Source organism: Pseudomonas sp. MYb2, assembly GCF_002979955.1.
Classification (GTDB): domain Bacteria; phylum Pseudomonadota; class Gammaproteobacteria; order Pseudomonadales; family Pseudomonadaceae; genus Aquipseudomonas.
In genome coordinates this window covers 230,625-245,965 of sequence record NZ_PCQC01000003.1, presented here as the reverse complement: position 1 = coordinate 245,965, position 15,341 = coordinate 230,625, and the positions used below count along the sequence as shown (strand labels likewise).

18 protein-coding genes are annotated in these 15,341 nt (G+C 58.8%); 7 read left to right on the top strand and 11 right to left on the bottom strand.

Going from position 1 to position 15,341, the window contains the following annotated elements:
* Positions 1 to 242 precede the first annotated feature (242 nt).
* The 5 genes from CQ009_RS06310 to CQ009_RS06290 form a co-directional block, all read right to left on the bottom strand.
* Entirely contained in the window at positions 243 to 1,571 is a 1,329-nt protein-coding gene (locus CQ009_RS06310) for a deoxyguanosinetriphosphate triphosphohydrolase (RefSeq protein WP_064391376.1), read from the bottom strand.
* A 69-nt stretch (positions 1,572 to 1,640) separates the two neighbouring features.
* A complete protein-coding gene (locus tag CQ009_RS06305; RefSeq protein WP_105705209.1) occupies positions 1,641 to 2,804 on the bottom strand; it encodes an EAL domain-containing protein in 1,164 nt (387 codons plus the stop codon).
* A gap of 124 nt (positions 2,805 to 2,928) precedes the next feature.
* Positions 2,929 to 3,267 carry a hypothetical protein gene (locus tag CQ009_RS06300; RefSeq protein ID WP_064391374.1) on the bottom strand — a complete coding sequence of 113 codons (339 nt, stop codon included), beginning with the start codon at positions 3,265 to 3,267 and terminating at the stop codon, positions 2,929 to 2,931.
* Positions 3,264 to 3,650 carry a phage holin family protein gene (locus CQ009_RS06295; RefSeq protein WP_008079909.1) on the bottom strand — a complete coding sequence of 129 codons (387 nt, stop codon included), beginning with the start codon at positions 3,648 to 3,650 and terminating at the stop codon, positions 3,264 to 3,266. Before CQ009_RS06295 ends, CQ009_RS06300 begins: the two co-directional genes overlap by 4 nt.
* Positions 3,651 to 3,653: 3 nt before the next feature.
* Positions 3,654 to 3,968: a YqjD family protein gene (locus CQ009_RS06290; RefSeq protein WP_064391373.1), complete on the bottom strand. Its 315-nt coding sequence runs from the start codon at positions 3,966 to 3,968 to the stop codon at positions 3,654 to 3,656.
* Positions 3,969 to 4,272: 304 nt separating this feature from the next.
* Here CQ009_RS06290 and CQ009_RS06285 point away from each other — a divergent pair, with 304 nt between their 5' ends.
* A complete protein-coding gene (locus CQ009_RS06285) occupies positions 4,273 to 5,481 on the top strand; it encodes an ammonium transporter (protein WP_105705208.1) in 1,209 nt (402 codons plus the stop codon).
* On the opposite strand, the gene CQ009_RS06280 is transcribed toward CQ009_RS06285, so the two are convergent.
* Positions 5,478 to 7,190 (bottom strand): monovalent cation:proton antiporter-2 (CPA2) family protein, encoded by a 1,713-nt coding sequence (locus tag CQ009_RS06280; RefSeq protein ID WP_064391371.1) that lies wholly within the window; start codon positions 7,188 to 7,190, stop codon positions 5,478 to 5,480. The two genes, CQ009_RS06285 and CQ009_RS06280, sit on opposite strands and share 4 nt — an antisense overlap.
* A 188-nt stretch (positions 7,191 to 7,378) precedes the next feature.
* On the opposite strand from CQ009_RS06280, the gene CQ009_RS06275 reads away from it, so the two are divergent.
* From CQ009_RS06275 to CQ009_RS06265, 3 genes are all read left to right on the top strand, one after another.
* Positions 7,379 to 7,615, top strand: coding sequence for a glutaredoxin family protein (locus CQ009_RS06275; RefSeq protein ID WP_064391370.1), 237 nt, complete (start codon positions 7,379 to 7,381; stop codon positions 7,613 to 7,615).
* Positions 7,616 to 7,728: 113 nt separating this feature from the next.
* A complete protein-coding gene (locus CQ009_RS06270; RefSeq protein ID WP_095189592.1) occupies positions 7,729 to 8,046 on the top strand; it encodes a transcriptional regulator in 318 nt (105 codons plus the stop codon).
* Between the two features lie 70 nt (positions 8,047 to 8,116).
* Positions 8,117 to 9,007 carry a pseudouridine synthase gene (locus CQ009_RS06265; RefSeq protein ID WP_105705207.1) on the top strand — a complete coding sequence of 297 codons (891 nt, stop codon included), beginning with the start codon at positions 8,117 to 8,119 and terminating at the stop codon, positions 9,005 to 9,007.
* 78 nt (positions 9,008 to 9,085) lie between these two features.
* Here CQ009_RS06265 and CQ009_RS06260 read toward each other — a convergent pair whose 3' ends face one another.
* Together CQ009_RS06260 and mobA are read right to left on the bottom strand one after the other, a co-directional pair.
* Positions 9,086 to 9,307, bottom strand: a complete 222-nt coding sequence (locus CQ009_RS06260; RefSeq protein WP_016770600.1) for a YgdI/YgdR family lipoprotein — start codon at positions 9,305 to 9,307, stop codon at positions 9,086 to 9,088.
* 78 nt (positions 9,308 to 9,385) lie between these two features.
* Positions 9,386 to 9,988, bottom strand: coding sequence for a molybdenum cofactor guanylyltransferase MobA (gene mobA, locus CQ009_RS06255; RefSeq protein ID WP_105705206.1), 603 nt, complete (start codon positions 9,986 to 9,988; stop codon positions 9,386 to 9,388).
* Between the two features lie 81 nt (positions 9,989 to 10,069).
* Here mobA and moaB point away from each other — a divergent pair, with 81 nt between their 5' ends.
* Both moaB and glp read left to right on the top strand, forming a co-directional pair.
* Positions 10,070 to 10,609 (top strand): molybdenum cofactor biosynthesis protein B, encoded by a 540-nt coding sequence (moaB, locus tag CQ009_RS06250; protein WP_064120226.1) that lies wholly within the window; start codon positions 10,070 to 10,072, stop codon positions 10,607 to 10,609.
* Positions 10,593 to 11,819, top strand: a complete 1,227-nt coding sequence (gene glp / locus CQ009_RS06245; RefSeq protein WP_064391366.1) for a gephyrin-like molybdotransferase Glp — start codon at positions 10,593 to 10,595, stop codon at positions 11,817 to 11,819. The genes moaB and glp overlap by 17 nt, the downstream gene beginning before the upstream one ends.
* A 59-nt stretch (positions 11,820 to 11,878) precedes the next feature.
* Here glp and CQ009_RS30045 read toward each other — a convergent pair whose 3' ends face one another.
* Complete coding sequence (locus CQ009_RS30045; RefSeq protein ID WP_177330967.1) at positions 11,879 to 12,184, bottom strand: hypothetical protein; 306 nt, start codon at positions 12,182 to 12,184, stop codon at positions 11,879 to 11,881.
* A gap of 319 nt (positions 12,185 to 12,503) precedes the next feature.
* On the opposite strand from CQ009_RS30045, the gene yegS reads away from it, so the two are divergent.
* Entirely contained in the window at positions 12,504 to 13,421 is a 918-nt protein-coding gene (yegS, locus tag CQ009_RS06235; RefSeq protein ID WP_064391365.1) for a lipid kinase YegS, read from the top strand.
* Here the strand turns inward: yegS and CQ009_RS06230 are convergent.
* Both CQ009_RS06230 and CQ009_RS06225 read right to left on the bottom strand, forming a co-directional pair.
* The gene (locus CQ009_RS06230; protein WP_064391364.1) at positions 13,405 to 14,064 is read right to left on the bottom strand and encodes a response regulator transcription factor; all 660 of its coding nucleotides are present in this window, start codon (positions 14,062 to 14,064) and stop codon (positions 13,405 to 13,407) included. The genes yegS and CQ009_RS06230 overlap by 17 nt on opposite strands.
* Positions 14,061 to 14,954, bottom strand: a complete 894-nt coding sequence (locus tag CQ009_RS06225) for a sensor histidine kinase (protein ID WP_064391363.1) — start codon at positions 14,952 to 14,954, stop codon at positions 14,061 to 14,063. The genes CQ009_RS06230 and CQ009_RS06225 overlap by 4 nt, the downstream gene beginning before the upstream one ends.
* Positions 14,955 to 15,341: the final 387 nt, after the last annotated feature.

Sequence of the window (15,341 nt, the reverse complement as noted above, 5' to 3'; positions counted from 1 at the left end):
GCAATATAGGATTATTCCTACACACTAAAGGGAATTCGACTACGGTTGAACTAGGTGCGGTGTTAGGAAGTGAGGGATGTATGTTTGTCGGAGCGTTTAAGTTGTTTCAACAATACCGGATTAATGTTTATTAATGTTTCGGCAAATATTCTAAAGATTTATTAGCCTCATAAGGGGCCGATGGCTGCTCACAATGCCCGCACTCAACCGGCCACGCAGGCTGACCGGTTGAGACGAACACGTCAGTGACTGGAACGACCGGTCATTTCCAGCGCCATGTCGCTGGCGTAACTGTCGGTCATGCCGGCGATGAAATCGATCATGCGCAGAAAGGACGCGTGCAGAGGCCCATGCGGGTCAGGTGCATTGTTTCCCAGCAGGTCGAGGATTCGTCGGCTCTTGAACGACGGCGTGCGGCCATTGTGCTGCTCGAGTGCCGCACCGCAAAACGCGTTGAGGAGGATCTCCAGCGTGGTGTAGGCACCGATTTCATGCAGAGTCTTGCGTTTATCCTGAAAGATTTTCTTGCGGGCAATGTCCTTGGCGTTCAACACGCAGCGTTTGGCCGGACCGTGCATGTGCTCCACCAGATCGCCTTGCAGGGTGCCGGCGAGCAATGCCTCCTGCTGCTCGACGAATGCTCGCGCTGCCGCATTGGTCAAATGCTCGATGGCTTTGCCGCGCAGAATCGCCAGTTTGCGCCGGCGTGAGTCCTGCGGACCGAGCTGGCGGTAAGTCTCCGGGAGGTCATCGCCGACCAGACCGAGCAGTAGCGACTCTACTTCGGCGTATTCGAGCAACTCCATCTCCAGACCGTCTTCCAGATCGATCAGCGCGTAGCAGATGTCGTCGGCGGCTTCCATCAGATAAACCAGCGGATGGCGCGCCCAGCGCTGGTCTTCCAGCTGTGGCAGACCCAGCTTGTGGGCGATTTGCTCGAGCAGCGGCAGTTCGCTCTGATAGCAGCCGAACTTGTGCTTCTTGTAACCGAGCGAGTCAGCGTGACGGGCCGTCCACGGATACTTCAGGTAGGTGCCGAGGGTCGCGTAGGTCAGGCGAGTGCCGCCGTCGAACTGGTGATATTCCAGCTGCGTCAGTACCCGAAAGCCTTGGGCGTTGCCTTCGAAATTGAGGAAGTCACCGCGCTCGGCTTCGCTCATTGCATCCAGCCAGCCACGCCCGGCAGCCTGTTGGAACCAGTGACGAATGGCATCTTCACCGGAGTGTCCGAAGGGCGGGTTGCCGATGTCATGGGCCAGACATGCCGACTGCACCACCATGCCCAGATCACTCGGGTCGCACCAGTCGGGCAGGGCGCTGCGCAGGGTTTCGCCGACACGCATGCCCAGCGAGCGGCCCACGCAACTGACTTCCAGCGAGTGGGTCAGACGCGTGTGAATATGGTCGTTGCTCGACACCGGGTGCACTTGGGTCTTGCGCCCCAAGCGGCGGAAGGCGCCGGAGAAGATGATGCGGTCGTGGTCTTTGTGGAAAGGGCTGCGGCCGAGTTCTTGCGGGCTGTGCAGCGGCTTGCCGAGGCGTTCGCGGTTGAGCAGGGTTTGCCAATCCAAGGCTGATTCTCTCCGTCAGGATGACTGTTGCCCTAGCTTCCCGGTTCGTGCGCATGCCTGCAAGCGGAACTACAACCCCGCCGCATCAATGTCGATCAACAATAGCCGCTCGCCGTTGTCGAAAAACTGCCCGGCCGTCAGGCAATACTGATTGCTGGTGGCGTCACGGTAGGTGTTGGACAAAGTCAGGCGCCGCTCCTCCCAGCCTTCGGCGAGCAGGTGATAGAAGTACGGACGCCACGACCAGTTGTGGCCCAGGTAGCGGTTATCGGCGACCCAGCCGTTGTGCCGCCATTCGAGGTTGGGGGTTAGCTGCGTGCCATGCCGGTCGCACTGATAAAAGCGCAGCAGCCAGGGAAAGGCTTCCAGTTGCGGCAGTGCGCTGAGCGGTGCGTGTGCCCCGGCCCAGCCTTGCAGGATGGCCATCAATTCGCCGAGTTGCTGGCGCATCTGCATCAAGCGCCCGCGCTCGGCGAGTTTTTGTTGCACGTAGCGCTGGCGCAGTTCGGCGAAGCGCGGCACGAAAGTATCGGTGGCAAAGAACGCTTCCTGCGCGCGGGCGAAGAGAAAACCCTGCACGTAACGCGATCCGCACTCGAGGGCGAAATTCAGCTGGGCATCGGTCTCGACTCCTTCGGCAATGATCCAGCAGCCGGTTTTCTCGGCCATCTGCGCGAGTGCCTTGACCACCTCACTGCTCGGCCCGCCAAGGGCGGCTGCCTGGAACAGGCGCATGTCGAGTTTGAGGATGTCCGGTTGCAGCGCCAGTACGCGATCGAGTTGTGAATAGCCCGCGCCGAAATCGTCAATGGCGATTCTCGCGCCAGCGTCGCGATAACGCGCAACGACTTCGGCCAGACGTTGGCCGTTCCCGCCCAGTTCAGTGATTTCAAACACAATGCGTTGCGGATCGACATGGTGTCGCGCCAATTGTTTAAGGCTGGGCAATGCCTGGTCCGGGCGCAAACGGCTGATCCAGCGCGGCGACATGTTCAGGCTGAGAAACCAGTCTGCCGGCGCTTCATGCAGACGGCTCAGGGCATTGTCACGGATCTGCCGGTCGAGGCGGCGCAAGGCAATGGCTGGCAGGCGCGGGTCGGCGAACAGCGGCCCGACTGACGTCAGTTGACCGTCATTCTGGCGCAGGCGGCCCAATGCTTCGACGCCTGCAATACGTCCGGTGGCGGTATCGATGAAAGGCTGAAAGCAGGCGAGCGGTTGCCCGTCGATCACGGAGCCTCCTTAGTCGTTCTTGTTCTGATTGAACCCCGCCGACCGGGTAGGCGCGCGGGATTGAACCTCCGGGTAAAGAGGTTCATCCCTGCGACAGTGCAAGAATGTAGCCAGATATATCGGCTTAGCGCTTGCTTGAGTTCTGCATCACCAGTTTGATCAATGGGCCGAGGCTGGTGCCCAGGCGAATCAACCGGGTCAGACCGCCGACGCCGCCGCTTTTTGCGCCTTTGCCGGTCAGAAAACCCAATAGCGTGACTGCTGCCACGCCCCACAACGGCGCGTGTTTGATGCCAAAACCGTCGTGCAGGTTTTGCGTCATGCCACGCACGCGCTGCAAGGGTTGCAGCACTTGTCCGGCTTCATGACGGATTTCCTGGCGATGCATTTCCATGCGCAAGCGGATCAACGCCTTGCGCATTTCCCGCCGCGAGCTGTTGTGTGGAAGTTCGGGCAGGCTCATGGCAGCAGGCGCTCCCGGTCGTTGGCGAGCTCTTCGAGCGTGCCGTGGAAGGGCGAGGACTCATCGAAAATCGCGGCTTTGAGGCGCAGCCCGCAGAAGATCGAAGCCAGGGTATAAAAGACGCACAAGCCGATGATCGCGGCAAGGCGATAAGTGTCCCAGAAGATGATCATGACCAGTGTCGATAAACCCACCAGCAACAACAGAGCAAACACCAGAGCCAAGCCTGCGAACAGCAACAGGCTGACGGTTCGTGATTTTTGCTCCTGCAATTCGATGCCGAACAATTCGACATGGCTGTGCAGCAGACCGAGAACGGCTGCGCCCAGGCGCCGGGTGGAGGAGGCGGTGCCCGCAGTCGGGCCGGATTCACCGATCGACATGATTCAGCGCCGAGTGGCCAGCAGGCCAATCAGAAAGCCAACGCCCGCTGCAATGCCGACCGATTGCCATGGGTTGGCCGACACATAATCTTCAGTGGCGCTGACGGCAGCCTGACCGCGCTCGCGCAAGGTGTCTTCAGTCAACTTCAAGGTTTCCCGGGCGCGTAGCAGACTGTCGTGAATCTGGCCGCGCAGTTCATCTGCCTGATCGCCGGCCAGGGTGGCGGTGTGCTCGAGCAAACGCTCGGTGTCGGCGACCAGGGTCTGGAAGTCGTTCATGAGGATTTCTTGAGCAGTCTTTGCCTTGATGCTGGCCATGGGTGGATCTCCGTAATTGGCGTCTGAAGCGTTCGAGTATGAGCCTTGCGCGAAGGTTCAGTACAAATGACTGGTACAACTTTTGCTGTGTCGTGGTGCGTCGCCCGCACGCCGTGCGCTGTTGCCGGGCGCGTATGCAGGAAAACCTTAACTCAAATATTGCGGTGGGTGTCAGCACATCGACCTTGTGCGCCAAAGCGGATCAGCCGAAACCCCGATCGGTGACTGCGCGGTCGCAACTTGGTGCATGAAATGTGCGCACGAACCGCTTTGGTGCCTTTTTAGCCTCCAGGTCTGCCTATTCATGGAAAATCTGCAAAGCGCTGTGGACACGCTGGTTCACAGCTCCAATACGTTGTTCATTCTGATCGGCGCGGTAATGGTCCTGGCAATGCACGCCGGCTTCGCCTTTCTGGAGGTCGGAACGGTCCGGCAAAAGAACCAGGTCAACGCATTGTCGAAAATCCTCAGTGATTTCGCCGTCTCGACACTGGCCTATTTCTTTATAGGCTATTGGATCTCCTACGGCGTGACGTTCATGCAGCCTGCTGCTGTGCTGAGTGCCGATCATGGTTACGGGTTGGTGAAGTTTTTCTTCCTGTTGACCTTTGCTGCGGCTATTCCAGCGATCATTTCCGGCGGCATTGCCGAACGTGCGCGCTTCGTTCCGCAGTTGTGCGCCACGGCGCTAATCGTAGCGTTCATCTACCCGTTTTTTGAGGGCATGATCTGGAATGGCAACTATGGTTTGCAGGCCTGGCTGGCGTCGCAATTTGGTGCCGCGTTTCATGATTTCGCCGGATCCGTCGTGGTGCATGCCATGGGCGGCTGGCTGGCGCTGGCCGCCGTGCTTTTGCTGGGCCCGCGCAACGGCCGTTATCGCGATGGGCGACTGGTTGCATTCGCGCCATCGAGCATTCCGTTTCTGGCGCTCGGTTCGTGGATTCTGATTGTCGGCTGGTTCGGCTTCAACGTGATGAGTGCACAGACGCTGCAAGGCGTCAGTGGTCTCGTCGCGGTTAACTCGTTGATGGCGATGGTCGGCGGCACCATGGCGGCTTTGCTCGTCGGGCGCAATGACCCGGGCTTTCTGCACAACGGCCCGTTGGCTGGCCTGGTGGCGGTCTGCGCCGGTTCTGATTTGATGCACCCGGTCGGCGCATTGGTGACCGGGGCGATTGCCGGCGCATTGTTCGTCTGGTGCTTTACCGCTGCGCAGGTCAAATGGCGTATCGACGATGTGCTGGGTGTCTGGCCGTTGCACGGTTTGTGCGGCGTATGGGGTGGGGTTGCCTGCGGTATTTTCGGCCAGACTGCGCTGGGTGGAATCGGCGGCGTCAGCCTGATCAGCCAGTTTATCGGCACCGCGCTGGGCGTTGCGGTGGCGCTGCTCGGCGGGTTCGTTGTGTACGGCACAATCAAGGCGCTGCACGGGCTGCGCCTGAGTCAGGAACAAGAGTATTACGGCGCCGATCTGTCGCTGCACAAGATCGGCGCGGTGAGCCAGGATTAGGTCTCTTCATCGACTGCGCCCGGGTAAAAGCCGTGCAGCAGGCGATAGCGATCAATACGCACCTGATCGACTTTCTCCTGTACCTGATGCGCTGGCAGCCCGAGCATGATCAGTGCGTGAGAGGCGAGCATCAGGCTCGACTCCAACAGTTCCGGCACCACTTCGGTGGCGCCGGCGGCTTTCAGCTCGGCCCATTGGCTGTCGTCGCGAGTGCGCACCAGAATCGGCACGTGCGCATGGAGATGACGCGCCTCCTTGAGAATGCGCAGGGCCACATCACTCTGGTCGACGGCGATCACCAGTAACTTTGCGCGCAACAGGCCGACCGCAGTCAGCAGATCGCCGCGTGACGAGTCGCCGTAATGTACGTCGCTTTCGCTCGAGGCGGCTTCCTGTACACGCACCGGGTCATTGTCCAGCGCAATGAAAGGTTGCCTGGCGTTGCGCATGAAACGGCCGATGGACTGGCCGACCCGGCCGTATCCGCAAATCACCACATGCTTATCGAGGCCGGCGTTGAGTGCGCTGATCTGTTCGATCTGCGCCTCTTGATTGGGCTTGCGGTGCAGGGCTGCGGCGATGCGTGGCGCGGCGCGCAATAACAACGGGGTCAGCAGCATCGAACAGAAGGTTGCTGCGAGCAGCAGAGCGCCCAGTTGGTCAGGCATCAAGCGGTTTTGCTGCATCTGCGCCATCAATGCAAAACAGAATTCGCCACCCTGCGCCAAGGCCAGGCCGCTGCGCCATGCCGTTTCACTGTCATTGCCGCGCCACTTCACCAGCAGCGTGACGACGATGCCCTTGATGATCATCAGTCCCAACGTGAGGCCGAGGATCAGCAGGCTGTGGCTGACGAACAATTGCAGATCGATCAGCATGCCGATGCTGACAAAAAACACGCCAAGCAGAATGTCGCGGAACGGCCGAATGTCAGCCTCGATCTGATGCCGATAATGGCTTTCACCGAGCAACATGCCGGCAAGGAAAGCCCCCAGAGCAGGCGACAAGCCCAGCAAATGCGTGAGCCATGCTGTCAGCAGCACGATCACCAGCGCCAGCAGCACGAACAATTCCGCCGAGCGCGACGCAGCGACTTCATGGAACAGCCGTGGCAACAACCAGCGACTGGCCAGTAGCAGACCGACAAACAACACCACGGTTTTTGCCAGGGTCAGCGGCAGGGCCCAATACCAGGCCTGATCGCTGCTGCCGGCAAACACCGGGACCAGCGTCAGCAGCAATACGGCGACGACGTCCTGAAACAGTAAAACGCCGACCGCATTCTGGCCGTGACTGCTGAACACCTCGCCAAGGCTGCCCAACTCTTTGGTAACGATGGCCGTGGATGACAACGACAGCCCCGCGCCGAGCAACAGCGCAGGCGTCAGCGGCATGCCCAGCAACATCAGCACCGAGCCCAGCAGCGCCGTGCTGATCAATACCTGCTGACTGCCCAGGCGAAATACCACCTGACGCAATGCAATCATCTTCGACAGGGAGAACTCCAACCCAAGCGAAAACAGCAGGAACACCACGCCCAGCTCTGCCACATCGGGCAGATGTTCACTTTCGTTGACCCAGTCGAAGGCGCTCGGCCCGACCAGCAGTCCGACGCACAGGTAACCCAGAACCGGTGGCAGGCGCAGGCGCCGGAACAGGGCAATCACCACGAGGGACGAGGCGAGGATGATCAACAGATTGGCAAACACTGGACACTCCGATGTCAGGCTCAGGCTTCTCAAGCGTAGAGGCAAAAAGTCCGGGAGGATTGCGTATTTGCCATTTGTGCCAACTGATTTGCGTCAGCGTTTTGCGTGTGAAACCTTTGGGCGGTAGCGGGTCGACGGTTTTCGAGGGCGGGCCTAGAATAGGCGGATAAATTGTCGGTTGAGCGCACATGCTTCCTGAATGTCAGCTGTTCGGCACCCTGGGGTGTCATCTCTGTGAGGTTGCTGAAGCCGAACTAATGCCTTTTGTCGAGCATGGTCTGCTGGTCGAACTGCTCGACATCGCTGACGACGAGAGCTGGTTCGAGGCTTACAGCCTGCGCATCCCGGTGCTGCGTCGGGTTGATACCGGAGCGGAACTGGATTGGCCGTTCAGTGCCGATCAGGTCGTGGCGTTCCTGCGCTGAGCGGCTTTCGCAACGTTGCCCCGCTGGTCGTCATTGCACATCCTTCCCTTGGCACTTCCCGGTTTATTCGGTTACTGTATGTTCATACAGTTATTGCGTCAGAGGGATGAACCGTGGTGAATGTCGAACAGTTGAAAAACAGCGTGAACCGGATGTCGGTTGACGTGGTGCGCGAGGCCGTCCTCGAATTGCGCCTGGACGGGCTGGTCACGGAAGGCAAGACGCCATTCAACAAGCTGCATTTCAACACTTGTTTCGCCGAGATCGAGGCGCTTTTCCAGCGTGCCGGTTACCATCGGCAACTCGATGTGGTCGGCTACCAGGGTTTGCTCTACGCCTTGTATGACCCGGGCCGCTGGGAAGCCGTCGATGTGCTGCGCTGGCTCAAGGAGTTCACCGAGGCCGCGGCGCTCAAATCGATTCCCGCCTGAGGATTCGCGCTAGGTTCGTTTCCGCCGGTGTTGGATAATGCCGGTCTGCCTTGAGGATTCGAATTCCCGTATGTCCACATCTACTTTCCATGCTGCTCAGAATCAGGCCAGCACACTTTATCTGCCGGCCGGTGCCTGGCTGACCGTATTCGATTGCCTGTGCGAGCATTTCAGTGCCATTGGTCGCGAGCAATGGCTGGACCGCATTGCCCGCGGTCGGGTTCTGGATGCTCAGGGCCAGCCGATCTCGCTGGATCTGCCGTACAGGGAAGGTTTGCGGATTCACTATTTCCGCGAAGTGCCGGACGAAAAGCCGATTCCGGTGGTCGAATCGATCCTCTATGCCGATGACCATCTGGTGGTAGCCGACAAGCCGCATTTTCTGCCGGTGACACCCGCCGGTGAATATGTCGAGCAAACCTTGCTGCGCCGCTTGATTCGACGGCTGGACAACCCAAATCTGGTGCCGCTGCACCGGATCGATCGGCACACTGCGGGGCTGGTGATTTTTTCGGCCAATCCGCAAACCCGTTCCGCCTACCAGTCGCTCTTCCCGACCCGGCAGATCGACAAGCGCTACGAGGCAATTGCCAAGGCCTTGCCCGACCTGAACTTTCCACTGATCCACAAAAGCCGATTGGTCGATGGTCAGCCGTTCTTTCGCATGCAGGAAGGGCCGGGTGTCAGCAATACCGAAACGGCGGTGGAAGTTCGCGAAAAGAATGGCGAGCTCTGGCGTTACGGGCTGTTCCCGGTGACCGGCAAGAAGCATCAGTTGCGTGTGCATATGACCGCACTGGGCGCGAGCATCTGCAACGATCCGTTTTATCCTGAGGTGTTGAAAAACGTCGAGGATGATTACGCCAACCCGCTCAAGCTTCTTGCACAGGGGTTGCGATTTATCGATCCGGTGACGGGTGAAGAGCGTAAATTCGAGAGCCGCATCACTCTGCAGTGGTAAGCGTCAGTCCACTTTCCAGCGCCCATGAAAAAGCCCGCAATAATGCGGGCTTTTCTGTATCCGGTGTCGACGCAGAGCTTACAGCTCTTTAACGGTACGAACCTGATCCTTGTTGATGCGAGTTTCTTTGCCGTCCAGTTGTTGGAACTCGTAGAAACCCGAATCGTCATCGTATTTCGGGGTGTCGACGGCCTGGATTTCGCGACCGTCATTCAAGGTGATCACTGTAGGCGACGAGCAACCTGCGAGGGTAGCCAGGCCCAGTGCGAGCATGAAAGTGGCGAGGGTCCGTTGAGTCATGGGTGTGTCTCCGAATGGGAATTCTTTTGGTTACTGAGCTTGAGACGTATACAAGGCGTGAGAGTTCCTTGAGTGCTGTCAGTCTGACACAGTGTTGTGCGAATTTAACAGTTCGGGGGTGTTGAGGTTCGCCAGCCGCGGGTCATTGTCAGGACATTCCAGTGCACTGGCATCGAGCCTGCGCATTACCCGGCCAGGGCTGCGCTCACCGGCGTTCCAGGCCTCTTCGAATGCCGGCAAAAGGGCGACAGGAATCACACACAATAGCGGTTCCCAATGCTGATCATGGCGCAACATTAAAGGTTTTTCAGGATTCTGGCTGGCAGTCTCGCGCATGTCTTGCAGCAATGTTGCGTCAATCCGCGGAACATCGCACGGCAAGACCAGCAGGTGCGAGTGGCGCGCGGCTTTCAGACCCGCACGGATACCGGCCAGTGGTCCGGGGAAATCGCTTTGGTCATCTACGACCAATTGATCGGCGAACGGCGCATAGCGTTCACGATTGCGGTTGCACGAGATGATCAGGTCGTCAGTCAGCGCTCGCACCTTGCGTTGCAAATGCGCAATCAACGGCTCGCCCAGCCACTCCACCAGTCCTTTGTCCTGCCCGCCCATGCGTTGGCCGCGTCCGCCTGCCAAAAGCAGAATGGAGCAGGGTGGCAGTTGCGTATTCAGGGGCATGGCGGCTCTCCACGGGGGCGGCGAAAAAATGGGGCGCTGTGATATAACACCGGGCTGTTTCTCCTACAACTGGACGAGCCTATGAAAGCCAAGGCTGATGTACCTTTCGTGCCGCTCAATATAGCGGTACTGACTGTCAGTGATACCCGAACCCTGGAAACCGATACCTCAGGCCAGGTCTTCGTCGACCGCTTGACGGCGGCCGGTCACCATCTGGCGGAGCGGGTTTTGCTCAAAGATGATCTCTACAAAATTCGTGCGCAAGTCGCCAACTGGATTGCCGACGATGTCGTACAGGTGGTGCTGATCACTGGCGGCACGGGTTTCACCGGTCGCGACAGCACGCCAGAAGCAGTAGCGTGCCTGCTCGACAAGCAAGTGGATGGTTTCGGCGAACTGTTCCGGCAGATTTCGGTAGCCGACATCGGCACCTCGACCGTGCAATCGCGCGCCCTCGCCGGGCTAGCCAACGGTACGCTGGTTTGCTGTTTGCCGGGCTCGACCAACGCAGTACGTACGGGTTGGGACGGCATTCTTGGCGAACAGCTCGATGCCCGGCACCGCCCGTGCAATTTCGTTACGCATCTGAAACAGGCGGCGCCTTGTGAATCCCGTGGGTAAGCCGGGCAAGACCGCTAGCCTGATGCCCGTCGAGGCGGCGTTGGCGCGCTTGCTGGAACTGGCCGCAGCCTCGCCCGTCAGCGAGCGTGAGTATTTGCCTCTGGCCGAGGTTCAGGGGCGGGTGCTGGCCGAGGATCTGATTTCGACCCTGGATCTGCCACCCTGGCCGAACAGTGCCATGGATGGCTATGCCTTGAACCTGGGCGACTGGACAGGCGAACCGTTGCCGGTCAGCCAGAAGGTTTTTGCCGGTCAGGCGCCCGAGCCTTTGCAGCGGGGAACCTGCGCGCGGATTTTTACCGGTGCGCCGGTGCCAGCGGGTGCGGACTGCGTCGAGATGCAGGAAAACGCTGAGGTCCAGGCCGATGGCCGCGTACGTTTCATCGAGACGATGGCGGCGGGGCAGAATATCCGCCCGCAAGGTCAGGAGACCACGGTCGGTGAATTGATTCTCGAGGCTGGAACCCGGCTGGGGCCGATCGAGCAGGGTTTGTCTGCGTCGTTGGGATATGCCGGGCTTGATGTCATACGCAAGGTCCGTGTGGCGGTGCTGTCAACCGGTGATGAGCTGGTCGAGCCGGGGCGGGCGCTGGGCCCGGGGCAGATCTACAACAGCAATCGCGTGGTGCTGTGCAGCTGGTTGCAGCGGCTTGGATGCGAGGTGATCGATGCCGGTATTCTTCCGGATGATCTGGCCACGACCCGAGCTCGCCTGGGTGAACTGCAGGACGTTGACCTTATTCTCTCCACTGGCGGCGTTTCGGTCGGAGAGGCCGACTTCCTCGGCATCGCGTTGCGGGAGGAAGGAGAGCTGGCGTTGTGGAAGCTGGCGATCAAGCCAGGCAAACCATTGACCGTCGGCCATTTTCGCAATGTACCCGTGATTGGTTTGCCGGGAAACCCGGCTTCGACGCTGGTGACTTTCGCCTTGCTGACTCGCCCTTATCTGTTGCGCCGACAAGGTGTGAAGGATCTCGAGCCGCTGAAGTTCAAGGTGCCTGCGGGGTTCGACTGGCCGCAGCCCGGCAATCGGCGGGAATATTTGCGTGGCCGTCTTGAGCAAGGTCAGGCAATCATTTACCGCAATCAAAGTTCCGGTGTCCTGCGCAGTGCTGCCTGGGCCGATGGTCTTGTCGAGGTACTGGAGGGAAGAACACTGGTGGCCGGTGATGAGGTCGGTTTCATCCCGTTAAGTGATCTTCTCGGTTGAAGATCGGCGCCGTGAGTGCCACGCCGGTGGAAAACAGCCGGCGCCGGCACTCCGGGCATTCAGCCTATGAGCGTCACGAGCTGGTCAAATCGGCTGTTGGCCACCCAACCCAGTAAACCCAATACCACAGCGGTAGCCCCTGCCGCATAGGCAAGGCGATGCTTGATCGATTTGACGTCACCTCTGACTTCGTCCATGTCGCGTCGAATGTACTTGAGGTGGGTTTCAAGCTCGGCAAATCGAGGTTCCATATCAATGTCTCCAGTGGCTTTGGCGCGGCCTTTCGTATCGGTTTTATGCAACATGTGACAGTCACTGGCGGGTATGGCCGGGCTCACAGGTTTTTTGGCATCAATGCTCTGCATGAAAGCATCCGCCTTCTGCTGCGGGTCGGCGTTGGCAACTGATGTCACCCGATTGGTAGTCGATGGTCGTCAGGGTGTATCCACTCATTACATGCACATCCTTGTGTATTGTTGGGTTGCAGATTGATAGCGCCGACACACGGTGGACTACACATGAAATCTGGTCAATTAAGCCGTTTCTGCATTTTTTGTAAGAATAAATACCGCCCTGTAGGACGCGGTGGCCATACGATTGAATTAATTGCGATTGCGGCGACTTTTTTGTGCGCTTGAAGGGTCAAGATGTCTCATACCCCAAACCATTTTCGGAGTGAGTGATATGAGTGAGCAAAGGGCGCTATTGATTCTGCATGGCAAGCAGGCACTCAACGAGTCCGTACGCGCGGCCGTCGAGGCCAAGCGTGAGAAAGGCTGGGAGCTGGCGGTCCGACTGACCTGGGAAGCCGGCGATGCACAGCGTCTGGTGGGGGAGGCGCTGGAGGCGGGGTACACGCGAATCATTGCCGGCGGCGGTGATGGCACTTTGCGCGACATCGCCGAAGCCCTTGCGCAGCAACCCAAAAAGGCCAGTCTGGTGCTGCTGCCGCTGGGTACGGCCAACGATTTTTCTCGCGCGGCGGGTATCCCGCTCGAGCCGGCCGATGCGCTTGAACTGCTCGATACACCGCCATCGGATATCGATCTGGGCGAAGTAGGCGGGCAGATTTTCCTCAACATGGCCACGGGTGGTTTTGGCAGTCAGGTCACCGCTAACACCTCCGAAGACCTGAAGAAGGTTCTGGGTGGCGCTGCCTACCTGTTCACCGGATTGTCGCGCTTCAGTGAGCTGCATGCCGCCTATGGTGAACTGCAAGGGCCGGATTTCCATTGGCGTGGCGAACTGCTGGCATTGGGTATCGGTAACGGCCGTCAGGCCGGCGGCGGGCACGTGCTGTGTCCGCAGGCTCTGGTCGACGATGGGATGCTGGATATCAGTATCCTGCCGGCGCCACAGGAGTTGGTCGGTACATTGAAGAATCTGCTGAGCGACGGGTTCGGTATCGACAACATGTTCGTCCGTACCCGTTTGCCGTGGGTCGAGATCAAGGTGGCCGAGGGGCTTTATATCAATCTTGATGGCGAACCGCTGGAGGGCGACAACATGCGCTTTGAAGCGCGTCCGGCGGCGTTGCAGGTGCATTTGCCCGAGGGTTCACCACTGTTGAGCGGCAAACCTTCGGTCAATCATCAAGGCTGATGATCTGCTCGCGCACGGCGAACAGCACCAGGCCTGCCACATCGTAGATTTGCAGGCGTTTCATGATTTGCGAGCGGTGGGTCTCGACAGTCTTGATGCTCAGGCCGAGGCCGTTGGCAATTTCCCGGGTGGATTTGCCGCGCACGATCAGACGGAGAATTTCCAGCTGACGCGCCGTCAGATTATGCGAGTCGGCGACTTCCGGTTGTTGCTTCTGATTACGGGTCAACGCCTGGGTAATCACCGTGTGGGCGATCGCCGGACTCAAATAACGCTCGCCGTTGCGCAAGGCTTCCAGCGCGTGTTCGAGCTCGGTGGCTGTGGTGTCTTTGAGCAGATAGCCGTGGGCACCGGATTCCAGCGCCTGCATGATCAATGAAGGATCGGTGTGCATCGACAGGATCAGCACTTTGCTTTGTGGGCGCACGCGTTTGAGCCGTTGCAGGGCTTGGAGGCCGCCGGTTTCCTTCATGGAAATATCCAGAAGCACGATGTCGGGACTCAATTGCTCAACCATTTCGAGCAGTTGCGAGCCGTCATTGGCTTCGCCGATTACTGCGTAACCGGGAATATCCAGTACCAGAGCGCGCACGCCGGCCCTGATCAGCGAGTGGTCATCCACCAGAAGTAAGTTACAAGTCAACGCATAACCTTATTCGTACTGGCCCGCTCGAGTGCCCGGGGCGCCCAGGGGAAAAGTGCTTCGATCCGAGTGCCATTGCCCGGCTCACTGGTGACGCTCAGAGTGCCACCCAATTGCTCGATACGTTCGGCCATCCCGGCCATGCCCCGTTGTCCTTCCCGCCCCGGGTTGGCGGCAGGGGCAAATCCCTGACCATCATCAGTAATCATCAGCGTCAGTCCTTGGGGCAGTCGCTGCACGCGTATCAGCAGGTTTTTCGCCTGGGCGTGACGCAGAATATTGGTGACGGCCTCCTGAGCGATACGAAACGCGGCAACCGCCATTTCTTCAGGGATACCGTTGAGGCGCTGCTGGCAATCGAGGCTCCAGTGCACCGAAGTGTTGGCCAGTGCCTTGAGCAAGTGCGCGCGCAGGCTGGCCTCCAGGCCAAGGCTGGTCAGTTGACGCGGGTTCAGGATCGCCGAGACGTCGCGCACTTTATTGAGGGTTTCTTCGAGTGTGTCGCAGAGCGTCGTACAGTGCTCCTGCAAGTCCTCCGGCAGGCGCCGCCTGAGCCACTCGCTTTGCAGTTTGGCGGCGGTCAGCAACTGGCCAATGTCGTCGTGCAATTCGCGGCTGAGGCGATGACGTTCGTTTTCCTGAACCTCCAGCAAACGATCAGCGAGTTCCTGCGGCTGGAACTTGATCGATTTGCGTGACAGCCGATATTGCACCCATACGCAAGCCGTGGCCGCGATGTTGAGCAGCAGCAACCCCAGGCAAAGTGGCAGGGAAAAAGCATAGGTCAGCAGACTGCCCACTGCCGCGAGCACACACAATATGAGGGTGAACCGACGGGCATTTTCCCGGGAGGGTGGCCATGTAGAGATTGACTTGAGGCTGGCGTACATAACGGATGGAGCCAATGGATGTTCGCTGCGGGTAGACCTGCCGGAGGTTTGACGGGTCTCTGTCTGGAAATGCTGATAAATATATTATTGATTTCAACAGGCTTCAGTGAGCGGTGTTTGACCGTCAACTTCGAGCGATGTCGATCTCTGAAGTCACTGTGCCATTAATTCGAAAGCAACTAACGGCCGGCATAATACCACTTAAGATACCGTTGGTCGCGTTCGCCATATATGTCCAATGAGTCAGAAAACACGGTATGTTGGACGTAAGTTCCATAATGGAAAATGTCGGTTAATTGAGTTTGATAGATATTGCTGCGTGCCCGAAGTTGAGTTACCTGGACACAGGAAAACCCTGAGGCCTGCTGGAATGTATCCGCTCTGGTC